Raw genomic sequence first — 23,219 nt, forward strand, 5'->3', positions numbered from 1 at the left:
CTTTCTGAAACTTCGTATAATTGAACAAGCATGTAAAGTTATGCAGATTGACTTCCACAGTAATAGCAATGGACTTAAAGTGCTACATACTGTATTGCGCGCTGTTGCAATTTAATATCAAACAGTATCAACCAGTTGCAATTTGAAAGAAGTGTTGCAAAACAGGTGAAATCCTGCAATATTAACAAAATACAAGGAGAAATAATGAGAAAACTAGCTTTAAGTGATGAGATATTACTAAAAATTGAAAAACCGGCCCGCTATATTGGGAATGAGGTGAATTCGGTAAATAAGGACGTAAGTAAGGTGGACGTGCGGTTTGCTATGTGCTTCCCGGACGTCTATGAAATCGGGATGTCCCATCTGGGTATCCAGATCCTGTATGATATGTTCAACAGGCGGGAGGATGTATGGTGTGAACGTGTGTATTCCCCCTGGCTTGATCTGGACAAGGTGATGAGAGAAGAAAAGATTCCTCTGTTTGCGCTGGAATCACAGGATCCGGTTAAGGATTTTGACTTTTTAGGTATTACGATCCAATATGAGATGTGCTATACAAATATCCTGCAGATTCTGGAACTGAGCCAGATTCCTATTCATGCAAAGGACAGGACATGGGAGCATCCGGTTGTGATTGGCGGCGGCCCGTGTACTTATAATCCGGAACCACTGGCAGAATTTTTTGACATCTTTTATATTGGGGAAGGCGAAACTGTTTACGATGAGCTTCTTGATCTGTATAAGGCAAGCCGCGCCAGAGGTGACAGCCGCGAGGAGTTTCTTGTAAAGGCGGCAAATATCGAAGGGCTCTATGTTCCAATGTTCTACGAGGCAAAATATCATGAAGATGGGACTTTGAAATCATTTGGCTCTGTCAGGGAAGGTATTCCTTCTATAATAAAGAAACAGGTCGTAATGGATATGACAAAAGCCGTGTATCCGGAAGCACCGATCGTTCCCTTCATAAAAGCAACGCAGGACAGAGTTGTTCTGGAGATCCAGAGGGGTTGTATACGTGGATGCAGGTTCTGCCAGGCCGGAATGCTGTACCGCCCTACCCGTGAGAGGGACGTCGATACCCTGAAAGAATATGCCAAAGTTATGCTGAAGAATACAGGTCATGAAGAGATTTCACTCAGTTCTTTGAGTTCCAGCGATTACTCTCAGTTGAAGGAACTGGTTGACTTTTTAATCGAAGAGTTTAAGGGGGAGGGCGTAAATATTTCATTGCCTTCACTGCGTATCGATGCCTTTTCACTTGACGTTATGAGCCAGGTGCAGGACATCCGGAGGAGCAGCCTTACGTTTGCTCCCGAGGCAGGTTCCCAGCGTCTACGCGATGTTATTAATAAGGGCCTTACGGAGGAAATCATTCTGGATGGCGCGGGACAGGCTTTTGAAGGCGGGTGGTCTAAAGTAAAGCTGTATTTTATGCTTGGACTCCCGACAGAGACAGAGGAAGACATGAAGCAGATTGCCCGCCTTGCAGATAAGATTGCCCGCCGGTATTATGAGATTCCGAAAGAAGAAAGGCATGGAAAGTGCCAGATCACGGCAAGTTCGTCATTCTTCGTACCGAAACCGTTCACACCTTTCCAGTGGGCATCCATGTGTACAAGTGAAGAATATATTCACAGGGCTTACGTTGTGAAGCATGAATTTCAGGAACAGCTGAACCGGAAGAGTCTGAAGTATAACTGGCATGAAGCGGATGTAACGGTGCTGGAAGGTGTATTCGCCCGCGGGGACAGGAAGGTCGGGAAAGTGATCGAGGAGGCATACCGGCTGGGCTGCCTTTATGATTCGTGGACGGAATCCTTTCACAATGAACCCTGGATGGAGGCGTTCGACAATATGGGGGTAGATATTGAATTCTATACAACCCGGAAAAGAGAGCTGGATGAACTGCTGCCCTGGGACTTCATTGATATTGGAGTCAGCAAGCAGTTTTTGAAAAAGGAGTGGGAGCGGGCTGAATCAGGAACTGTTACACCGAACTGCCGGATGCAGTGTTCTGGCTGCGGGGCCGCACAATTTGGAGGGGGTGTCTGCTATGAAGGCAAGAATTAAATTTAAAAAATATGGGGCTTTGAGATTCATTGGACACCTTGATGTAATGAGGTTCTTTCAGAAGGCGATGAGGCGGGCCGGGATTCCGATTGCGTTCACAGGCGGATACAGCCCGCATATGATCATGTCGTTTGCAAGCCCGTTGGGAATCGGACTTTCCAGTGACGGAGAATATTTTGATATTGAATTAAAAGAGCCCATATCCAGCCATGATGCTGTCAGACAGCTGAATCAAGTGATGGTAGATGGAATGGAAGTGGTCAGTTTCCGGCAGATTGCCGAAGAAAAGAAGATGACCGGTATGGCAATCGTAGCAGCAGCCGATTACCGGACAAGACTCACCAAGGGGACACTTCCGGATGACTGGAGGGAAAAGATAGCAGCATTTATGGAACAGCCGGAAATCTGTATCATGAAACAGACGAAGCGCAGTGAGAAGGAAGTGGATATCAAACCGTTGATCTACCGGCTGGAAGCGGAGGGCGATTCTGTTTATATGCAGGTCGCATCGGGCAGTGTGGAAAACCTGAAACCGGGACTTGTAATGGAAGCTTTCTGTGGCTTCCTGGGAATAGATCCGGCTGAGACAGACTTTGCACACCACAGGCTGGAAATGTATGCGGATATGGGAACAAACGGCGATCGCAGGCTTGTAACACTGGAAGATATGGGGACAGAAATTTACGGAGAGGAAAATAAAAATGATTTCACGGAAAATCCTCATGATGAAAGAGGAAGATAAGATCTGGATGTTTCTTTTGGAAGATGACGAGATAGTGGAAATACATTGTGAACCGGCCGGAGACGGGGCTGTGAAGCAGCATGTCATCGGAAACATATACGTTGGAAAAGTGAAGAATATTGTAGCGAATATCGGGGCCGCTTTCATTGAAATTGAAAGCGGCGTTGAGTGTTATTATGATATCAGTCAGGCACCGAATGCCATTTTTACAAAGAAAATAGGCAAAAAGCCCCTCTGCATCGGAGATGAACTGATTGTACAGATCAGCAAAGAGGCAGTCAAGACGAAAGCGCCTACGGTGAGCAGTAATTTGAGCTTTACAGGCAGGTATGCAATCCTGACGACCGGAAATACAAGGATCGGAACATCCTCAAAACTGCCGAAGTCTCTCAGGGAAGAACTGAAGGAACAGCTGCGGCCCCTGAAAAACGAAGAATATGGGCTGATTATCCGGACGAATGCAAAAGATGCCGATTTTTCTGCTGTTTTGAGAGAGATAAAGGAACTAGAAAGCAGTTTTCAAACCCTTAGAAAGACAGCGGGGTCCAGAACCTGCTTTTCCTGCCTGCAGCATGCGCCTAATACTTATATCACAGACCTGAAAAACGTTTATACAGAAGGCCTCGCGGAAATCGTAATTGAGGGTGCAAAGCTCTACGAAGAAGTTAAGGGATATTATGAAAAAGAACAGCCGGAGGATCTCACAAAACTGAGACTCTATGATGACAGCAGCCTGCCGCTTGCAAAGCTGTATAATACGGAAACGACTTTAAGCCGCGCACTTGGGGAAAGGGTATGGCTGAAAAACGGGGCCTATCTGATCATCCAGTATACAGAGGCACTGACGGTGATTGACGTGAATTCTGGAAAATGTGTTGCGAAAAAGAATCCGACAGATACTTATCTGAAGATTAACATGGAAGCGGCAAAAGAAGTGGCGAAGCAGATGAGAATCAGGAATCTTTCAGGCATTATTATTGTTGATTTTATTAATCTGGATGATGAAGATGCTACGAAAGAACTGCTCAGGGCATTCCGGCAGTATCTGGTAAAAGACCCGATTCAGTCAACACTGGTTGATGTGACCGGGCTGCAGCTCGTCGAGGTGACGCGGAAAAAAGTTCGAAAACCTTTACATGAAAGCATTGGAAGGTGATTTTTTTATACCATTTTTATTAATTGTATACTTGTATACAGTGAATAAAGAGAAAAAAAGATAGCTTTTAAAATGTATACAATAATACAATTTAAATTCTTGATAAAGTATATACTTTGAAATGAGGATTTGAAATTAAAATGGGTTGTATACATTTATACAATTGCCAAAAAACTTAGGAAACTGCCTGCACAAAAAGGAGAAACAGGTGATGGAATATATTCCTGCAAAGACAATCATTACCCGTTCAAAAAAGCCTGAAGCCTGGTTTGGAACGGAGTATAATATGAATATATATAAAGGCTGCTGTCATGGCTGTATATATTGTGACAGCCGTTCAGAATGTTATGGTGTATCTTCATTTGATACAGTACGGGCAAAGGAGAATGCACTCCAGATTATCAGGGACGAGCTGCGCAGAAAAACAATGCGTGGAGTGATCTCTACCGGGGCCATGAGTGATCCTTACAATCCTTTTGAAAAGAAGCTCGAACTGACAAGGCATGCGTTGGAACTATGCAATGCATTTGAGTTTGGGATCGCAATAGCGACGAAGAGCGTACTGCTTGAACGGGATATTGATGTATTAAGTGATATCAGGGAACATTCACCGGTTCTGTGCAAGATCACGATCACAACATCGGACGATGCGCTTTCTAAGAAACTGGAACCGGGTGTACCGGTGTCTTCCGAGAGGTTTCGGCTGATCCGTAAACTCTCGGATCAGGGAATATATACAGGTATACTTCTGATGCCGGTGCTTCCTTTTATTGAAGACACAGATGAGAATATTTGTGAAATCGTGCGCATGGCAGGAGAAGCCGGGGCCAGATTCATTTATCCGGCATTCGGGATGACACTGCGTGATAACCAGAGAGAATGGTATTATGAAAAGCTGAACTGCCTGTTTCCGGATAAAGACCTGGTAACGCGGTATCAAAAGCGTTTCGGGAATTCTTATGAATGCAGGAGTCCCAGGGCCCGGCAGCTCTGGAGAGTGTTTGAAGAAGAGTGTAAAAAGGCGGGGGTCCTGTATAGAATGAAGGATATTATATCAAGCTACAGGCGGCCTTATAAGGTTGAACAGCTCAGCTTGTTTGACCTGTAGAAAAACGGTGGGGCCGGAATTACATTTAGGAGGAATCATGGGCAGGAAAGAATTGAAAACAAATGCGATGCGTATACTTGACAGACTTAAGATCCCTTATTCATATGAGACATATGAATGTGAACAGTTTGTAGACGGGGTCAGTGTTGCTGATAAGGCAGGGCTGGCACATGAATTAGTATACAAGACGCTGGTCACAACCGGAAAGAGTAAAGAACACTATGTATTTGTCATTCCGGTAGAGGCAGAACTGGATCTGAAAAAAGCGGCAAAGGCAGTGGGGGAGAAATCTCTGGAGATGCTGCCCGTTAAGGAGATTACCGCGGTCACCGGGTATGTCAGGGGAGGCTGCACGGCAATCGGGATGAAAAAATCTTTTCCTACTATAATAAATGAGACAGCAGAGCAACTCGGACAGATCTATGTCAGCGGCGGCAAACTCGGCATGCAGCTGAGACTTTCACCGGAAGATTTAAAAAAGGCATCGAATGCAAAGTATGCAAATGTAATCTTCTGATTTTGCATAAAAGTATCTAAAAATGAGGAATTGGTGCATAAAATGCAGGATGTCCTGTAAAAAAATGCAAAAAAATCAAGAATAAGAGATTTACAAGCGGGTTCAGGTGGGGTATAATAATGTACCGAGAACGCGAAAAAAGTAAGGTATTCGTTACTGCGAACGCCCGCAGCGTGGGAACAGTAACATGGATTCCCTTTATAGGATATTGGAGGAAAAGAGGAATGAAAAAAGTAGTCAAATTTGGAGGAAGTTCTTTGGCAAGTGCCGAGCAGTTTAAGAAGGTAGGAGAAATCATCCGTTCCGACGGGTCCAGAAGATATGTCGTACCATCTGCACCGGGAAAACGCTTTTCGAATGATACAAAAGTAACCGACATGCTTTATACCTGTTACGGCGCCGCAATGAAAGAAAAGAATTTCACTGATTTACTTTCTGCAATCCAGAACAGATATAATGAAATTATAGAAGGATTGAATCTGACTCTTTCCCTGGATAAGGATTTTGAAATCATCCGCGAAAATTTTGGCAAAAAGGCAGGCAGGGATTATGCAGCATCCAGAGGAGAGTATCTGAACAGTAAGATCATGGCAGCATACCTTGGATTCGAATTCATTGATGCTGCTGAAGTGGTCCGCTTTAATGAGGATGGTTCTTTTAATGACGATGTGACGAATACACTATTATCCGGGCGCCTTGATAAGACGGAATATGCTGTCATACCCGGATTCTACGGGGCAAAAGAAGACGGGACCGTAGTTACCTTTTCAAGAGGGGGATCTGATGTAACGGGCTCTCTCGTTGCACTTGCAGCATCAGCGGACCTGTATGAAAACTGGACCGACGTATCAGGCTTTTTGATTGCCGATCCGAGAATCGTTAAGAATCCGAAGTCTATCGAGACAATTACCTATAAAGAACTAAGGGAGCTGTCTTACATGGGGGCGAGTGTGCTCCATGAAGACGCCATTTTCCCGGTAAGGAAAGCAGGAATCCCGATCAATATCCGCAATACAAATGCCCCTCAGGATAAGGGGACACTGATCGTGGAGGGTACATGCAGACAGCCGAAGTATACGATTACAGGTATAGCGGGCACAGATGGATTTGCCTCCATTACAGTTGAGAAAGCAATGATGAACTCGGAGATTGGTTTCTGCCGCAAGGTGCTTCAGGTGTTCGAGGAGAATGAAGTTTCCATCGAGCATATGCCTTCCGGAATTGATACAATGACTATCTTTGTACACAAAGATGAGTTCGAGGAGAAGGAACAGCAGGTACTTGCAGGCATTCACAAGGCTGTCGATCCGGATCATATTGAGCTGGAATCTGATCTGGCACTGATTGCCATTGTGGGACGCGGCATGCGCGCGACACGCGGAACTGCGGGAAGGATTTTTTCGGCGCTGGCACACGCGCACATCAATGTCAAGATGATCGACCAGGGTTCCAGCGAGCTGAACATCATCGTAGGTGTCAGACACGATGATTTCAAGAATGCAATCCGTGCTTTATACGAGATTTTTGTATTGACACAAATTTAAAGGAAGGTATTTAACTTATTATGAACATTTTGTTCTTCTTAAAACCGAAAATTGAAGTTGCATACATATATGATGACTGTACACTGCGCCAGGTACTGGAAACGATGGAGTATCACAAATATGCATCCATCCCCATGCTGAACAGGCAGGGGGAATTTGTAGGTACGATCACGGAAGGCGACCTGCTCTGGGGGATCAAGGACTATAAGAATCTGAGCATCAAGGATGCCGAGACGGTCTTTATCCGCGATTTCCCGCGCAAAGCGAGATTCGACGTGGTAGCTGCTGATGCAGACATGGAGGATCTGGTCAAAAAAGCGATGAACCAGAATTTTGTGCCTGTTGTGGATGACCAGAATAAGTTTATCGGGATCATTACACGCAGAAGCATCATAGAGTATTGTTATGATAAGCTGAATGACTGTGACAAATAACAGAGGTACAACATGATAGACTTTCATACACACATTTTTCCTGATAAAATTGCAGGTAAGACATTAGAATTTTTAAGCTCCAGATGTAAGACGATACCATTTACAGACGGGACTGCCGATGGCCTTAAGCAGTCTGCCGAAGAGTCCGGAATGGATATTTCCGTTGCCCTTCCTGTAGTGACGAATCCGGCACAGTTTAAAAGTATCAACCGGTTTGCAGCACAATTTCTGGAGGGCCGGATTCTGTCTTTTGGCGGAATCCACCCGGAAAGCGCAGATTATAAGGCCGAGCTGAGAGAATTAAAGTATATTGGTTTCAAAGGAATTAAGCTGCATCCAGCCTATCAGGAGACGATGTTTAATGATATCCGTTACAAGCGTATTGTGTCTTACGCATCAGAGCTGGGACTTATCATTACCGTTCACGGCGGGTATGATCCGGGATACCCGGATTGTATTTACTGTACCCCGCAGATGGCGGCAGAGGTGATTGATGAGGTATGCCCTGAGAAAATGGTGGCTGCCCATATGGGAGGCTTCAAATGCTGGGATGACGTAGAACGATTTCTTGTTGGAAAGCAGGTATATCTGGATACAGCGGTTGTCTTCGGTGTAATCAATGATATGCAGTTCGTACGTATTGCAAGAGAGCATGGTGTGGATAAGATCTTGTTTGCCACAGATTCCCCCTGGTCGGGCCAGGCGGAGTCAGTGGCATATTTGAAAAGCCTGCCGTTAAGCGAGGACGAAAAGCAGAAGATTCTTGACGAAAATGCAAGAAAACTCTTGACTTTGTAAAAATGGATATGCTATACTACAACGGTATGCCGCACAATGAGGTTTTGAAGTTCTGCCCTGCAGACACCGTAATTGGCGAGTAATGATAATAGGAGGTGCCATATGTACGCAATTATAGCAACAGGTGGTAAACAGTACAAAGTAGCCGAAGGCGATATCATTAAAGTAGAGAAACTTGGGGTAGAAGCTGGGGAAACTTATACATTTGACCAGGTACTTGCAGTGAACAATGACAAGCTTGTCGTTGGGAACCCGACAGTAGAAGGTGCAACAGTTACAGCTTCTGTAGTTGGCGACGGCAAAGGCAAAAAAGTTGTCGTTTATAAGTATAAGAGAAAATCTGGATACCATAAAAAGAATGGTCACAGACAGCAGTATACTGCAGTAAAGATCGACAAGATCAATGCATAATCTGGTGACAGAATGATTAAGGTAACCATTTATAAAACCGACAGGCACGAATATGTGGGATTCGATGCGCAGGGACATGCCGGGTTCGCAGATGAGGGCATGGATGTCGTATGCGCAGCAGCATCTGCACTGATTATCAACACGATTAATGCAATCGAAAGATACACGGATGATGAGACGTCCGTTGTAACAGATGACTCAGAAGATGCAGATGGACTGATTCAGTTTCGGTTTGTGAATCATCCTGCACATGACGCTGAACTGCTGTTAAAGACTATGATTCTTGGATTAGAAGAGATAGAAGACGACAGCGACTATGAACCATATATTGATATTATCTTCAAGGAGGTGTAATAACCATGATGAAATTGAACCTTCAGTATTTCGCTCATAAAAAGGGAGTTGGTTCTACAAGGAACGGACGTGATTCCGAGTCTAAGAGATTAGGCGCAAAGAGAGCTGACGGACAGTTTGTAAAAGCTGGAAACATCCTTTACAGACAGCGTGGAACTAAGATTCATCCAGGCGTGAACGTAGGACGCGGCGGAGATGATACACTGTTCGCATTAGCAGACGGTGTTGTTAGATACGAGAGAAAAGGCAGAGACAAGAAACAGGTTTCTATCTATCCGGTAGCTGAATAAGCGTAGCGTATGTGGCCTCAGACCTAACAGTCTGGGGCTTTTTATTATTTCACAGGAAGTACGTCTTTTTATTTCCTGCGGGCAACGGGCCATTAACGGATATTTTTATGAAAAAGTTGTATACTGGTTATTATCAAAAGTGAATTATTCATAGTAAAAATACATGCGTTATGATATAATAAAAAAGATTATGAATTGGAAAATTCAGTAAATATAGCAAGAAGAAAAGGAAATAGATATTATGTTTGCAGACAGAGCTAAAATTTTTATCAGATCCGGAAAAGGCGGAGACGGGCACTGCAGTTTCCGCAGGGAGCTGTATGTTCCAAACGGCGGGCCGGACGGCGGCGACGGCGGAAAAGGCGGGGATCTGATATTTGAAGTAGACAAGGGGCTGAACACACTTGTAGACTTCAGACATAAAAGGAAGTATGCGGCCGAAGACGGGGAACAGGGCGGTAAGCGCCGCTGCCACGGGAAAGACGGGAAAGACCTGATTTTAAAGGTTCCGGAAGGAACCGTTATTAAAGAATCCCGATCCGGTAAGGTTATCGCGGACATGTCCGGTGAGAACAGCCGCCAGATCGTCTTAAAAGGCGGAAAAGGCGGACTGGGGAACCAGCATTTTGCCACGGCAACCATGCAGGTGCCGAAGTATGCCCAGCCGGGACAGCCGGCGATGGAATTAGAAGTGAATATGGAATTGAAAGTAATCGCGGACGTGGGACTGATCGGATTCCCGAATGTCGGAAAGTCAACGCTGCTGTCCAGAGTGACAAATGCTGATCCCAAGATTGCCAACTATCACTTCACAACCCTGAATCCGAATCTCGGGGTTGTGGATCTGGACGGTGCCAAGGGATTCGTTATGGCGGACATCCCGGGACTGATCGAGGGCGCTTCGGAGGGAGTCGGACTCGGACATGAGTTCCTGCGCCATATAGAGCGGACCAAGATGATGATCCATGTTGTCGATGCGGCCGGAACGGAGGGCCGTGACCCGATAGATGATATTTATAAGATCAATGCAGAATTAGAAGCATATAATCCGGAGATTGCCAAACGTCCCCAGGTAATCGCGGCAAATAAGACAGATCTGATCTATAGTGAGGATGAAGATCCTGTAGAAAAGCTGAAAGCGGAATTTGAGCCAAAAGGAATGAAGGTATTTGCAATTTCCGGTGTTTCAGGAAAGGGAATCTCTGAACTGCTTTACTATGTCAGTGAACAGCTTCAGAACATGGACAGTGAACCTGTCATGTTTGAACAGGAATTCTTCCCGGAAGACGAACTCATCTACGACGACCTTCCGTACACGGTCACAAAAGAGGAAGATGCTTATGTAATAGAGGGACCGAAGATCGATAAGATGCTTGGTTATACGAATCTGGACTCAGAAAAAGGATTTGCTTTCTTCCAGAAGTTCCTCAAAGATGCAGGGATTCTGGATGAACTGGAGCAGGCAGGCATACAGGAAGGCGATACAGTAAGAATGTATGGATTACAATTTGATTATTACAAGTAACAGGAGATAAGAGAGAATGACGACAAAACAAAGAGCATATTTAAAGAGCCTTGCAATGACAATGGACCCGATTTTCCAGATAGGAAAGTCCAGTATGACACCCGGCCTGACGGCCGCAATCGCGGAGGCACTGGAGGCCAGAGAGCTGATTAAGATCAGTGTGCTGCAGAATTGTGCAGACGATCCAAGGGAGCTGGCTGAGATGGTTGCAGAGCGTACACGTTCACAGGTAGTACAGGTGATCGGCAAGAAGATTGTATTATACAAAGAAGGAAAAGACGACAAGAAAAAAATTGTTCTTCCATAGGGGGATAGTATGAAGATTGGAATTATGGGGGGGACCTTTGACCCGATCCACATCGGGCATCTGCTTTTAGGGGAATTTGCGTTCGAGCAGTTTGAACTGGATGAGATCTGGTTTCTGCCAAACGGAAATCCGCCCCACAAAGATACTGACGAGATGGATACTTCACTGGTACACAGAGTATCAATGGTCAAAGCAGCGATCAAGGGTGCTCCGCACTTTAAAGTTTCGCTTCATGAGGCAAAAGAGGGAGTTCATTATACCTATAAGACTATGCTGGAGTTTCATGAATTGTATCCCGGCAATGAGTTTTACTTTATACTGGGGGCAGATTCTCTGTTTTCTATTGAACAGTGGAAGTTTTTTAAAGAAATTTTTCCTACATGTACAATACTGGCTGCGATGCGGGATGACAAAGATGTAGGGGATATGCAGAAACAGATTGCTTATTTAAAAGAGAAATATGCGGCCGACATCGAACTGCTGCGCGCACCGCTTCTTGAGATTTCTTCAACTACGATCAGGGAACGGGCTGCAAAAGGGCTTACAGTCCACTATATGGTACCTGATGCTGTGGCTGCTTATATTAAAGAACATCATTTATATAAGGAAGGTTAAAGCATGACAGATATAACAGGAATTCGCAGAAAGTTAGAGAGAAAGCTGAAACCGGACCGGTATGAGCATACGCTGGGCGTCATGTATACGGCATCTTCACTTGCCATGCGTTATGGTGAAGACATCCGTAATGCACTGCTGGCCGGACTGCTCCATGACTGTGCAAAGTTCTGTTCGGGCAAAGAGCAGATGAAGCTCTGTGACGAGTACGGCATCCGGCTGACGGAATCGGAAGTAAAGATGCCGGCCCTGATACACGCACGTCTGGGCGCATATCTGGCGGAACATGAGTATGGGATCAATGAACAGGAAATCCTCGGGGCAGTCAACTATCACACAACCGGGAGGCCTGACATGACGCTTCTTGAGAAGATTGTGTATATAGCAGATTATATTGAACCGGGACGAATGGAGATTCCGGGGCTTACAAGGGTGAGAAAGGCTGCTTTTACAGATATTGATAAGGCTGTTGCATTAAGTGCGGGATCAACTATATCTTATCTGAAAGGGGCCAGAAGAGAGATCGACCCGATGACTGTTAAGACTTATGAATTTTATTATAAAGAATCATAAAAAGTAAAGGAGATATTGTTTTATGGATCAGGCAAGAGAAATGGCACAGATCGCCTACAGGGCACTGGATGAGAAAAAGGGAGAGGATATCAAGGTCATTGATATATCAGGAGTATCTGTTCTGGCAGATTATTTTATTATTGCGAACGGAAATAATGAAAGTCAGGTTAAGGCACTGGTTGACAATGTGGAGGAATGCCTGCATAAGGCAGGATATTCACTGAAACAGCGTGAAGGATATGGAAGTAGCTGGGTACTGCTTGATTTTGCCGACATTATTGTGCATATATTTGACAAAGAAAACAGGCTGTTCTATAACCTGGAGAGAATCTGGAGAGACGGAAAAGTTGTGGATATTGACACACTATAACAGAAAATGAATCAGGGGGAAATGCTGGTGAAAAGTATATATAGAACGGGAATCAGCCTGCTGACAGCGGCGGCTCTGATGCTGACGGCAGGATGTTCTGCCGCAGATAAAAAGGAGAGCAAAAAAGACAGCCTTCTGAATGCAGAAAAACCGGTATCAATTGAGGTATGGCATTATTATAATGGTGCCCAGCAGGATGCATTCAACAAGCTTGTGACAGAGTTTAATGAAGGGAAAGGAAAAGAGCTTGGAATCAAAGTGAAAGCCTCCAGCCTCGGCAATGTTGCTGATCTGGAAGAAAATGTGATAGCCTCCATAGACGGGAAAGTAGGGGCGAAGGAGATTCCGAATATCTTTGCTGCATATGCAGATACTGCCTATGCCGTAGACCAGAAGGGAATGGCAGTTGACCTGAAGGAATACATGACCGATGAGGAAATCAGTGAATACATGGACAGTTACATCGATGAAGGAAAGTTTTCTTCTGAAGATACCCTGAAAATATTCCCGGTAGCGAAAGCGACTGAAATATTCATGCTCAATGAGACTGACTGGGAGAAATTTGCCGATGCAACGGGGGCATCTCAGGAAGATATTTCTACAATCGAAGGGATCACAGCTACGGCACAGGAGTATTATGAATGGACGGACAGCCTTACCGATACGCCGGATGACGGGAAAGCATTTTTCGGAAGGGACGCGATGGCAAATTACTTTATTATTGGTGCAAGAGAACTGGGGGTTGAAATTTTCTCTGTAAAAGACGGCAAACCAGAATTGAATTTTGATAAAGATGTCGTCCGCAAGCTCTGGGATAACTATTATGTACCATATGTAAACGGTTACTTTGCTTCTTCAGGTAAATTCAGAAGCGATGACATCAAAACAGGAAACATCCTTGCATTTGTTGGATCTTCTGCAGGAGCTACATTTTTTCCGGATCAGGTAACTCTGGATGATGAGCATACATATCCTATTGAAATGAAGGCATTAACCTGTCCGAAGTTTGAAGACGGAGAGGACTATGCGGTTCAGCAGGGAGCCGGAATGGTGGTAATGAACAAAGAAGATAAGGCGGAAATAGAAGCATCCGTCGAATTTTTGAAGTGGTTTACAGACACGGAGCGTAATATTGACTTTGCGGTTTCATCCGGTTATCTTCCTGTAAAGAAGGAAGCAAATACAAAGGAAATGATTAACCAGAAAGTGGAAAGTACGGACAGCAGTGTGCTGCAGGTTCTGGATGCATCTCTGGACCAGATTGAAAATAATACGTTATACACTACCCGTGCTTTTAAGAACGGTACGAATGCACGCAATGTCCTGGAATATTCTCTTTCAGATAAAGCCGCTGCGGACAGGGAAGAGGTACTTGAACTGATTCAGGGCGGCCAGTCCAGAGCAGAGGCGGTCAGCCGATTCGATACGGATGAGAACTTTGAAACATGGTATCAGGAAACGCTTACATCTCTGTCAGCACTTGTTGAGGCTGATTAAGCAGTATCATATCTATACATCTGATTTTATTCATGGTCTGAAATGATGTTTATCATAAGTGAATACGGAAAATAAAAGGAAGGAGATGAATGAGAATGAGTATGAAGCACCGGAAGGCAAAGCCTATCTTAAAGAGAATACTGATTCCCATGATTCTCCTTACTTTATTGGAAGTATTTCTGCTCTCGGGAACATTTATTTTCGGCGGAACGATAAAGGAACTAAATCAGAACGCGCGTGGTATCGTGCAGGGGAAAGTTCAAAACAGAAGCAGTTATTTACAGAATGAGATGCTGAATAACTGGTCAAATGTATCCTACACAGCACAGCTGATCAGTGCAAAAGCAGAGGAGCTGGAGTCAGACGGTATGCTGGACCTTTCAGCAGTAGGAGATAACTCTGAGGCCTGCTATCCCCTGGTGTCACAGATTTCAGGTTACCTGATCGACATGCTCCGCTCTAATAAAGTGACGGGGGCATTTGTTGTATTTAATACAGACAATCCGGACACACTGCGCGGGGCAGACCAAATCACAAAACCTGGTATTTATTTCAGAGACCTGGATCCGGAAACGAGCCCTTCTATCCGCAACAGTGACCTGCTCATAGAAAGAGGTTCTGTAGAGCTTGTACATAGCCTTGATATTGCAACAGACAGCGCATGGAAGCCACAGTTTGTATTCAGTGCCCAGAATCCGGAAACGATGAATTTGTTCCTGAATCCCTATGAACAGGGAGTCCTGAATCCAAAGGCGGATTCTCTGACGGAACTTGGATACTGGTCAAAACCTCATACGCTGACTGACGATGATAAGGAGATGATCTCCTACACTGTTCCGCTCATAACATCAGACGGACAGGTATACGGCGTGCTTGGGATGGAGATTACACTGGATTATCTTTCTACAATGCTTCCATATGAAGAGCTGATGAATGACAGAAATGATGCCTCATATCTGGTGCTTGTCAAAAATGACGCTGACGGAACGTACCAGACTATTTTTTCATCTGACAGCAGTTGTATACCACAAGGGGAGGAACTGCATATCAGGACCACAGAAGATGGCCTTCAGTATATTGATATGGAAGAGGAAAAGTTGTTCATTGATATTGATTATCTCCAGCTGTATGATTCCAATGGCCCGTTTGAATCAGACCACTGGGGTATTGCAGGTGTAGTCAGGGAACGCGACATTACAGAATTTTCCAGACATATCCTGAATTATATTGGTGTCGCAATTTTAGTTACGATCAGTATTGGTATTGGCGGAAGTATTCTGGTCAGTTTTATGATTTCCAGACCGATCCATATTGTTTCCAGAAATATGCAGCGCATGAATACCCAGAAAAAGATTCGTCTCCCGCGGACAAATATTTTAGAGTTTGACCAGATGGAGCGCTCGATTGAGAAGCTCAGCAGTGACGTGATAGATTCTGCCACTAAGTTCGCACAGATTCTGAATAAAGCAAGTATCCGCATTGCAGGCTTTGAACTGAATATGGAGTATAATACGCTGTTTATAACGGATGGCTTCTTCCACATTTTCGGTGAAAATGATGTCCCATCCCAGACGCTGGACATTAATTTATTCATTCAGGAAATGAGTTCATTTGATATATATAAGGAAGAAGAGAATGAAAGTTACGTTCTCTACAAGATCCCTTATGGGGAAAGAGACACATACATCAGGCTGAGCTATTCAAGGCTGGAAGGCCGCAGGATCATAGGCGTGGCAGAAGACATTACGAAGACAATCCAGGAAAAACAGCTTCTCGAACATGAGCGCGACCATGACCTTCTGACCGGACTGAAAAACAGACGGGCATTCCAGCGTATCATGCAGCAGTTGTTTGCGGGAGGAGAAATGCTCCTCAAGAAAGCAGCGCTTGTTATGATTGACCTGGATAACTTAAAGCAGATTAATGATAAATACGGGCATGATTATGGAGATAAATATATACAGGCCGCGGCCGACTCTTTCCGGAAGTATACGCCTCCTGACACTGTTATTGCACGAATTTCCGGGGATGAGTTCTATATGTTCTTGTATGGATACCAGACAGAGGAGGAGATCAGCCAGAAGATAAAACTATTCAGAGAAGGAATTGCCAAGGAGTATATTATGCTTCCCCCGATGCAGCGGGTGAGACTGAAGATGTCCGGCGGTATATCCTGGTATCCGAGAGATTCAAGACATTACGAGCAGCTGCTGCAGTATTCTGATTTTGCAATGTACCAGGTGAAGCATTCGACGAAAGGCGAGATCGGCGATTTTGATATCGGAGCCTACCACAGTGAAGAATATATTTCCCAGAACCGCCGTGAGCTGACTGAACTGCTGGAAAGAGAAGAAGTTGAATATTTCTTCCAGCCGATCGTGGATGCGCGTACAGGCAGAATCTTTGCATATGAAGCACTGATGCGCGGGAAAATGCCAACACTGCGTAGTCCGGCAGAGATCCTCTCACTTGCACGGGAAGAACATAAGCTCGATAAGGTAGAAGATCTTACATGGAGAATGGCCACAAGGACATACATGCAGCATATCAGGGAACATAAAATAGATGATGACTGCAAAGTATTTATCAACTCTCTGGCTGACTATAGATTGAGTAATCAGGCACTCGAACGGATTGAATCAGAATGCAGGGGCTATTTAGACCACTTTGTACTGGAAATCACAGAAGACTCAGAGACAAATAAAGAGGCGATGGATGTGAAGCGGGTGATTGTAAACAGATGGAACTCTGATTTTGCCCTGGATGATTATGGCAGCGGCTACAATGGCGAGCGGATATTGCTAGAGCTTGCACCTAAATATATTAAGATAGACAGGGAGATCATCTTCGGGATCCATCTTAATACTGACAAGCAGAAGATTGTGGAGAATACAATTTCCTATGCGAAAGAGCGAAACATCAAAGTAATTGCGGAAGGAATTGAGACAGAGCAGGAGATGAAAAAGGTGATTGAACTGGGAGCCGACTATCTTCAGGGATATTATCTGGCCCGTCCGGATGCTGAACCACCGAAGATCAATGACTATGTCCTAAAGCAGATCAGAGAATTTCAAAACTAATAAGTACTGTCAGTTAAAAACATCCTGTCTGAAGAGGAATTCCGATACTGGAATTACCAATTCAGACAGGATGTTTTTTATTTCATAAGAAAGTACTCCTATTATCATGGATCATTAATTAAAAGAAACGGAAGACACCGATTACTTTGCCCAGAATGGAAACATCCTTTACAATGATCGGATCCATATAATCATTCTCTGGCTGGAGGCGGCAGACGCCTTCTTCTCTGTAAAATGTCTTGACAGTGGCTCCATCCTCTATAAGGGCCACGACCATATCCCCGTTATCTGCAGTCTGCGCCTGCTCCACAAGGACCATATCACCATCCAGAATGCCCGCATTGATCATGCTTTCACCCTTTACGGTCAGCAGGAAGGTCTGTTTGTTTGGCATGAATTCCATTGGGATTGGAAAGTAGTTCTCGATGTTCTCCTGGGCGAGCAGCGGCTCTCCGGCGGCTACACGGCCGATAAGCGGTACGTTCACAACTTCACGTCTGGTCAGATTAAAAGTATCGTCCAGAATCTCGATTGCCCTTGGCTTCGTTGGATCTCGTCTGATATACCCGTTCTTCTCCAGCGTCTCCAGATGAGAGTGGACAGATGAGGTGGACTTCAGGCTGACAGCCTCGCAAATCTCCCTGACTGCAGGCGGGAATCCCCTTTCAAGAATCTGTGACTTTATGTATTCTAATATTTCCAGCTGCTTCTTGCTGATCTTCCCCTGTGACATACACGGAACCTCCTCATATTGTTAAAGTATATCTGATATGCTGTATAAATATAGTACCATAGGTCCTGTTAAAAAGCAAACACTTGTTACGAAAATACGTTCGAAAATACTGTTTAAACTATTGACAAACATGTGTTCGTGTACTATAATCTTAACTATGAAGAACAAATGTTCGACACGGAACGAGGGATCCAAATATGCAGTATGAATCAGGGGGAGATACAGATGAGAAGCCAGAAGTGTACAAAGGTAAAAGCAGTGAGACAGGACGATGGATTAAAAAAGAGAATCCTAATATGTATTGCCACAATATTTATCATATTTGCTGCATGTGCAGTGTTTGGCAATATACGGAGTTCTGCACATGGAAGCCGTTCAGAGAATCCTGTCAATTTTAAGTACTATACAAGCATAGAGATTCAGCCAGGAGATACTTTATGGGACATTGCCAAAGCATATATAACTGAGGATTACGATTCCGTACAGGAATACGTCCAGACACTGAAAGAAATAAATTCACTGAACTCAGACAAGATTAAAGCTGGTCAGAATCTGATCGTTGCTTATAATAATACAGAATTTGTAAATTAGATACGGTATCAATATACATCCCTATGTATTGATATATAAACTCACCCAGAGGCAGCCTGCCGGAGTCATCCGCATGGCTGCCTCATCCTATGTACAAAAAGAAGTATAGTAATAGCAATATATCTATACGACAAATACCGATTTTTCCAATAGATATAGACAGAAATCCGTATATATGGTATAATTATTCTTACATTCATTAAGGGGGAATTATTCAGATGTCCACACAGGATTCTAAGACATACCATGAACAGACTTACATAGATAACACATTGCGCCTCAGGGAGATCCTTAAGACGATGCCGCCTTTTGCGAAGGATTATTTTCGTGCCATTGAGCCGAAAAGCTCTGCAAAGACACGGATTTCTTATGCCTATGATATCCGGATTTTCTTTCATTTCCTGATGGAGAATAATCCGGTTTATAAGAACTATAAGATGGACCAGTTCACAGTCAAAGATCTGGAACGTATTGAGCCGGTCGATATTGAAGAATATCAGGAATATCTGAAGGTCTATAAAGGGGACGGGAACAAACAGATCACAAATACGGAAAAAGGTCTGGCACGTAAAATGTCAGCGCTTCGAAGCTTCTACGCATATTTCTTTAAGCATCAGATTATCGATAAGAACCCCACCCTGCTTGTCGATATGCCGAAGCTGCATGATAAGGCGATTATACGTCTGGATACCGATGAAGTTGCCACCCTTCTGGAATACGTGGAACACGGGGGTGATGACCTGACCGGCCAGCGCAAGGTATATTTTGAAAAAACTAAGAATCGTGACCTGGCGATCTTAACTTTACTTTTAGGCACAGGGATCCGCGTTTCTGAATGCGTGGGACTTGATATCCAGGATGTGGATTTTAAGAATAATGGTGTGAAGGTTACCCGGAAAGGCGGGAACGAAATGGTTGTATACTTTGGCGAGGAGGTCGAGAATGCACTGAAGATGTATCTCTATACAACGAGGAAGTCCACTACTGCCCTGCCCGGCCATGAAAATGCACTGTTCCTTTCTACCCAGCGCAGACGGATCGGGGTACAGGCAGTTGAGAATATGGTTAAGAAGTATGCACGCCAGATCACGCCGAATAAAAAAATTACGCCGCATAAGCTCCGCAGTACCTATGGCACCGCACTGTACAAGGAAACAGGTGATATATACCTTGTAGCGGATGTTTTAGGGCACAAAGATGTGAATACTACGAAAAAGCATTATGCGGCTATCGATGAGAACCGCCGCAGGCAGGCGGCAGGGGCTGTTAAGCTGCGGGAACCGTAAAACGCAGGCTAAAGTCCTAATATTTTCAGTATTTCCGGGTGTGGATGCTTTTCATCTGCCTGAAAGACATCCACAAAATTCTGTGCCGCGCCCCCGTCATAGAAGGCGGGAAACAGAAAACCGCATTCCGGCTTATCCGGCTCATAGTCCCCTGCCAGAGGACATACCGCACAGATAATATACTCGAAGACCTCTTCAGATTCCCCCAGCCGTTCATGGTCTGCTGCCTTGGCCGGGATATCATACCGGTCGTGGAACACAAAAACTGCATACTCATGATCTGACTGGTAGGATTCAGCTATCAGTTCATATAAGGTTTCCATCAGCGCATCATTTTTCAGTCCGCAGGTTTTCATACCCATAAGAAGCTGCCACATGCTGCCCGGTTTCATGGCGCGATCGGGAAATCGATACCTTTTCAGATTGACATTTGTTTCTGAAAAGGGAATTGCCTTGGCAATCTTAAGGTTTTTTCCCTTTTCCTGCGGAGAAAGTTTCAGGAAATTTGTATTAAATGTCCCGTCGATTTCTCCATCCTGATCCATATAGCTCCCCGCAATTCTCGTAACAGAGGATCTTGCCTGTGTCATGCGCCGGGTTAAAGCCAGCATATCCTCCCTGTTTATCATCTCGTTGTTAATCACGTTCATTACCTCCATAGTTCTTGGTGCCTGCCCGGCACATTTATTCGAATATTGCTGTTGTATCGTATATTATCTCATATCTCCCCTCCCCTTTGCAATTCCCTGAACAATAAATTCTTAACAGTACTGGGAAATTTACGTGATGGTAACTTGACTCTCCCACTGGGGGAGGGTGTATCCTGAACATAGCAGTCCGGCGGGAGTCTTCACGCTCCTGACCTGAGAAAGCAGAGAAAGTCAGGTTATTTTTTCTATGTACTGCTATAATGAACTACAATTTACAGAAAGAAGGGAATAACATGTCTTATCAGGATCACATTATCATCAAAGGGTTAAAGCAAAATAATCTAAAAAATGTATCTTTAGAGATTCCGAAAGGAAAAATCATAGTTTTTACAGGTGTTTCAGGCTCCGGAAAATCGAGTATCGTATTTGATACGATCGCTGCGGAAAGCCAGCGTCAGATGAACGAAACCTATTCCGCATTCATCAGGGGGAGGCTTCCGAAATATAAGAAACCAAGGGTCGATTTTATAGATAATCTTTCCGCTTCTGTCATCATTGACCAGTCAAGGCTGGGTGGCAATGCTCGTTCTACTGTGGGGACCATCAGTGATATGTATTCCGCAATGCGGCTGCTGTACTCACGCATTGGGAAGCCTTATGTGGGAACTGCATCTTACTTTTCCTTTAATGATCCGAACGGAATGTGTCCGGAATGCTCGGGTATCGGTAAGATTCTGGATCTGGACATGGACCAGGTGCTGGCGCAGGATAAAAGCTGGAATGAAGGTATGGTGCAGCTTCCGGCTTTCAGTGTCAATAACTGGTATTGGAAACAGTATACACAGACAGGTCTTTTTGATCTTGATAAAAAGTGGGCGGATTATTCAGAGAGGGAAAAGAATCTTCTGTTATACGGAGCTTATGAACGCGGCGGGAAGCAGGTAAACAAGAAAATAGAAGGAATCTACAATCACCTGAACCGGCTGCTCATTAAGCGTGATTTATCATCATCCAGCGACCGCTCCCTGATGCGCCTGAATAAGCTGGTGAAAGAACGGGAATGCCCTGTATGCCGTGGGAAGCGTCTGAATGAAGCAGCACTCTCCTGCCGGGTAAACGGGTACAGTATTGATGAGATGTGTGAGATGGAATTCACCAGGCTATATTCTGTCCTGAGTGAGGTCAGAGACCCGCGGGGAGAAGCAATCACAGGCAGCCTGACGGCGTCCCTGGAGCGCATGATCGAGATCGGGCTTCCGTATCTGAGCATGAACCGGGAGTCTACGACTTTATCAGGTGGTGAGGCACAACGTCTGAAACTGGTGCGTTATATGGGGAGTTCCCTCACGAATATGATCTATATCTTTGATGAGCCCAGTACGGGAATGCACCCGAGAGACGTGCACCGTATGACCGGGCTGCTAAAGAGCCTGCGCAGTAAAGGAAATACGGTCCTTGTAGTGGAGCATGACAAAGACGTCATATCGATTGCAGACGAGGTGATCGATGTCGGTCCCATGGCAGGCCGCAATGGAGGCCGGATTCTGTACCAGGGGAGTTATGAAGGACTTTTAGATTCTGGCACCCTTACGGGAAATGCCATGAAAGAATATATTCCGGTTAAAGAGTACCCGAGGAAGGCGGAGCATTTTCTGCCCGTGCGCGGGGCGGCCCTTCATAATCTGAAAAATGTATCCGTGGATATTCCGACAAATGTGCTGACTGTTGTGACAGGGGTAGCAGGTTCGGGTAAATCCAGCCTGATCCGTGATGTTTTTGCCCGGGAATATGAAGACCGGGTGGTACTTGTAGACCAGTCTCCGATTACTGCTACCGGGCGATCTACTCCAGCTACATTTTTGGGCTTTTTCGATCATATACGCAAGCTGCTTGCAGATGAAAACGGTGTGGAGGCTTCCCTCTTCTCTTTCAACAGCAGGGGCGCCTGCCCGGCCTGCAAGGGAAGGGGTGTTGTCATTACGGAGCTGGTGTTTATGGATCCGGTGACTACCGTATGTGAAGCCTGCGATGGCAGCCGGTATAGTGATGAAGCCTTATCCTACAGATATAAAGGGAAGAACATGATTGATATCTTAAACATGACAGCGGAAGAAGCGGCAGAATTCTTCAGTGACAGCAAAAAAATCCATAAGCAGCTTCAGACAATGATCGATGCAGGTCTCTCCTATCTGACACTCGGACAGCCGCTTTCCACCCTCTCCGGTGGTGAAAGGCAGCGGGTAAAGCTTGCAAAGTATCTGGATAAGAAGGGAAATATCTACCTGCTTGATGAGCCCACCACAGGCCTGCATGCTTCAGATGTTAAAAATATCATGAAACTTTTAGATGGTTTTGTAAGGCGGGGAAATACAGTCATTGTAATAGAGCATAATCTGGATGTAATGAAGCAGGCAGATTATATCATTGATATAGGTCCTGACGGCGGAACAAACGGGGGAGAGGTCGTATTTACCGGCACCCCTCAGGAAATGGCTGATAACGCGGATACGATCACAGCCAGATACCTGAGAAAATCTTTGGAGTAAATCACTGCCTCTGCTGGAAAAT

General features: G+C 44.9%; 23 protein-coding genes. 21 read left to right on the forward strand and 2 right to left on the reverse strand.

The window, feature by feature from the left end; translation table 11 throughout:
• Positions 1-204 precede the first annotated feature (204 nt).
• From A8806_RS06330 to A8806_RS06415, 18 genes are all read left to right on the forward strand, one after another.
• On the forward strand, positions 205-2,070 hold the full coding sequence (locus A8806_RS06330) for a TIGR03960 family B12-binding radical SAM protein (protein WP_109730347.1): 1,866 nt from the start codon (positions 205-207) through the stop codon (positions 2,068-2,070).
• A complete protein-coding gene (locus tag A8806_RS06335) occupies positions 2,054-2,812 on the forward strand; it encodes a TIGR03936 family radical SAM-associated protein (RefSeq protein ID WP_109730348.1) in 759 nt (252 codons plus the stop codon). The genes A8806_RS06330 and A8806_RS06335 overlap by 17 nt, the downstream gene beginning before the upstream one ends.
• Positions 2,775-3,968 carry a ribonuclease E/G gene (locus tag A8806_RS06340; RefSeq protein ID WP_109730567.1) on the forward strand — a complete coding sequence of 398 codons (1,194 nt, stop codon included), beginning with the start codon at positions 2,775-2,777 and terminating at the stop codon, positions 3,966-3,968. The genes A8806_RS06335 and A8806_RS06340 overlap by 38 nt, the downstream gene beginning before the upstream one ends.
• Before the next feature lie 211 nt (positions 3,969-4,179).
• Positions 4,180-5,076, forward strand: coding sequence for an SPL family radical SAM protein (locus A8806_RS06345; protein WP_109730349.1), 897 nt, complete (start codon positions 4,180-4,182; stop codon positions 5,074-5,076).
• A gap of 37 nt (positions 5,077-5,113) precedes the next feature.
• On the forward strand, positions 5,114-5,593 hold the full coding sequence (gene ybaK / locus A8806_RS06350) for a Cys-tRNA(Pro) deacylase (protein ID WP_109730350.1): 480 nt from the start codon (positions 5,114-5,116) through the stop codon (positions 5,591-5,593).
• A gap of 224 nt (positions 5,594-5,817) precedes the next feature.
• Positions 5,818-7,137 carry an aspartate kinase gene (locus A8806_RS06355; protein ID WP_109730351.1) on the forward strand — a complete coding sequence of 440 codons (1,320 nt, stop codon included), beginning with the start codon at positions 5,818-5,820 and terminating at the stop codon, positions 7,135-7,137.
• A 20-nt stretch (positions 7,138-7,157) separates the two neighbouring features.
• A complete protein-coding gene (locus A8806_RS06360) occupies positions 7,158-7,571 on the forward strand; it encodes a CBS domain-containing protein (protein WP_109730352.1) in 414 nt (137 codons plus the stop codon).
• A gap of 12 nt (positions 7,572-7,583) precedes the next feature.
• Positions 7,584-8,369 carry an amidohydrolase family protein gene (locus A8806_RS06365; protein WP_109730353.1) on the forward strand — a complete coding sequence of 262 codons (786 nt, stop codon included), beginning with the start codon at positions 7,584-7,586 and terminating at the stop codon, positions 8,367-8,369.
• 102 nt (positions 8,370-8,471) lie between these two features.
• Positions 8,472-8,780 carry a 50S ribosomal protein L21 gene (rplU, locus tag A8806_RS06370; protein WP_109730354.1) on the forward strand — a complete coding sequence of 103 codons (309 nt, stop codon included), beginning with the start codon at positions 8,472-8,474 and terminating at the stop codon, positions 8,778-8,780.
• Positions 8,781-8,792: 12 nt separating this feature from the next.
• Complete coding sequence (locus A8806_RS06375; RefSeq protein WP_109730355.1) at positions 8,793-9,134, forward strand: ribosomal-processing cysteine protease Prp; 342 nt, start codon at positions 8,793-8,795, stop codon at positions 9,132-9,134.
• Between the two features lie 5 nt (positions 9,135-9,139).
• Entirely contained in the window at positions 9,140-9,424 is a 285-nt protein-coding gene (rpmA, locus tag A8806_RS06380) for a 50S ribosomal protein L27 (RefSeq protein ID WP_109730356.1), read from the forward strand.
• 241 nt (positions 9,425-9,665) lie between these two features.
• Entirely contained in the window at positions 9,666-10,949 is a 1,284-nt protein-coding gene (gene obgE, locus A8806_RS06385; protein WP_109730357.1) for a GTPase ObgE, read from the forward strand.
• A 16-nt stretch (positions 10,950-10,965) separates the two neighbouring features.
• A complete protein-coding gene (gene yhbY / locus A8806_RS06390; RefSeq protein WP_109730358.1) occupies positions 10,966-11,256 on the forward strand; it encodes a ribosome assembly RNA-binding protein YhbY in 291 nt (96 codons plus the stop codon).
• Positions 11,257-11,265: 9 nt separating this feature from the next.
• Positions 11,266-11,871, forward strand: coding sequence for a nicotinate-nucleotide adenylyltransferase (nadD, locus tag A8806_RS06395; RefSeq protein ID WP_109730359.1), 606 nt, complete (start codon positions 11,266-11,268; stop codon positions 11,869-11,871).
• Between the two features lie 3 nt (positions 11,872-11,874).
• Complete coding sequence (gene yqeK, locus A8806_RS06400) at positions 11,875-12,444, forward strand: bis(5'-nucleosyl)-tetraphosphatase (symmetrical) YqeK (RefSeq protein ID WP_109730360.1); 570 nt, start codon at positions 11,875-11,877, stop codon at positions 12,442-12,444.
• Between the two features lie 22 nt (positions 12,445-12,466).
• Positions 12,467-12,814 (forward strand): ribosome silencing factor, encoded by a 348-nt coding sequence (gene rsfS / locus A8806_RS06405; RefSeq protein WP_109730361.1) that lies wholly within the window; start codon positions 12,467-12,469, stop codon positions 12,812-12,814.
• A gap of 27 nt (positions 12,815-12,841) precedes the next feature.
• The gene (locus A8806_RS06410) at positions 12,842-14,311 is read left to right on the forward strand and encodes an extracellular solute-binding protein (protein WP_109730568.1); all 1,470 of its coding nucleotides are present in this window, start codon (positions 12,842-12,844) and stop codon (positions 14,309-14,311) included.
• Between the two features lie 89 nt (positions 14,312-14,400).
• On the forward strand, positions 14,401-17,391 hold the full coding sequence (locus A8806_RS06415) for a bifunctional diguanylate cyclase/phosphodiesterase (protein ID WP_109730362.1): 2,991 nt from the start codon (positions 14,401-14,403) through the stop codon (positions 17,389-17,391).
• Positions 17,392-17,509: 118 nt separating this feature from the next.
• Here the strand turns inward: A8806_RS06415 and lexA are convergent, their stop codons facing one another.
• Positions 17,510-18,124, reverse strand: coding sequence for a transcriptional repressor LexA (gene lexA, locus A8806_RS06420; RefSeq protein WP_109730363.1), 615 nt, complete (start codon positions 18,122-18,124; stop codon positions 17,510-17,512).
• Between the two features lie 225 nt (positions 18,125-18,349).
• Between lexA and A8806_RS06425 the strand changes: the two genes are divergently transcribed.
• Positions 18,350-18,715, forward strand: a complete 366-nt coding sequence (locus A8806_RS06425) for a LysM peptidoglycan-binding domain-containing protein (RefSeq protein WP_109730364.1) — start codon at positions 18,350-18,352, stop codon at positions 18,713-18,715.
• Positions 18,716-18,933: 218 nt separating this feature from the next.
• Positions 18,934-20,001, forward strand: a complete 1,068-nt coding sequence (locus A8806_RS06430) for a tyrosine-type recombinase/integrase (protein WP_109730365.1) — start codon at positions 18,934-18,936, stop codon at positions 19,999-20,001.
• 8 nt (positions 20,002-20,009) lie between these two features.
• On the opposite strand, the gene A8806_RS06435 is transcribed toward A8806_RS06430, so the two are convergent.
• Positions 20,010-20,630, reverse strand: coding sequence for a DUF4317 family protein (locus A8806_RS06435; protein ID WP_109730569.1), 621 nt, complete (start codon positions 20,628-20,630; stop codon positions 20,010-20,012).
• A 314-nt stretch (positions 20,631-20,944) separates the two neighbouring features.
• On the opposite strand from A8806_RS06435, the gene A8806_RS06440 reads away from it, so the two are divergent.
• Positions 20,945-23,197 (forward strand): ATP-binding cassette domain-containing protein, encoded by a 2,253-nt coding sequence (locus A8806_RS06440; RefSeq protein ID WP_109730366.1) that lies wholly within the window; start codon positions 20,945-20,947, stop codon positions 23,195-23,197.
• Positions 23,198-23,219 lie beyond the last annotated feature (22 nt).

This window comes from Faecalicatena orotica (assembly GCF_003149245.1).
In the GTDB taxonomy this organism is placed as follows: Bacteria; Bacillota; Clostridia; order Lachnospirales; family Lachnospiraceae; genus Faecalicatena_A; species Faecalicatena_A orotica.